The following is a 654-nucleotide window of genomic DNA, read 5'->3' as shown; positions in this document are numbered from 1 at the left end:
GCGCAGAAGTTGTGCTTTGAGGTTGTCGTTCGGCGTTTTCGCAAAGCTCATCTGGGCTGCCCAAGCCAGCAAGAGCGCTATAATCATCTGCTTTTTCATAATGATAGTTCTTTCTTTTTATTATTCAGAACCTGATGTGAGGACTGACAATGCAAATTTAGACAATTTATAATAAAATGCAAGTTATGCGAAAGAAAAATGCAATTTCGTATAACGATTGTCCCTTTTCCTGTCAACTTTCTTCCTCGTTTTTAACACTTTTCTCCGCGACCAAACAGAAATGAAAAGCCCGTTTTCGTGAGAGTGCGAGGCCATTTTATGGTTTCGATACCCTCATTCCGGCCACCTTGAAATGCAGATAAACTCTCCAAGCATCGCAACTTGACGCATATTGCACGGCTATCTGCATCATCTTAGGCCGTAATCTCATGCAGATTGCATGGTAAAATGACTGAGATTGCATCGTTTCATCACATGATTTTATGTATTCGTTTGATTGTAATCATGCAACAATCTGACAATCAGTGCGTTGCGAAATGCAAAAAATCAGCGTGTATTTGGAATGAAATGGTGCTTTGTTTTGAATTCTCAAGTTATGCAAAGGCAATTGTAAAGTTAGTTCAAAAGAATTTGTTTCTTACTCATCTTGACTTT

At 38.8% G+C, this 654-nt stretch carries 1 protein-coding gene; it reads left to right on the top strand.

Annotated elements, in window-relative coordinates; genetic code table 11:
- Nucleotides 1-447: 447 nt before the first annotated feature.
- A partial coding sequence (locus HMPREF2983_RS14120) for a hypothetical protein (RefSeq protein ID WP_210400350.1) occupies nt 448-654 on the top strand: 207 nt, incomplete at its 3' end.

It is taken from the genome of Prevotella sp. HMSC077E09 (assembly GCF_001814685.1).
GTDB classification, from domain to species: domain Bacteria; phylum Bacteroidota; class Bacteroidia; order Bacteroidales; family Bacteroidaceae; genus Prevotella; species Prevotella oris.
Note: the sequence above shows the minus strand (reverse complement) of the source record. Positions and strands in the feature narration are given on the sequence as shown.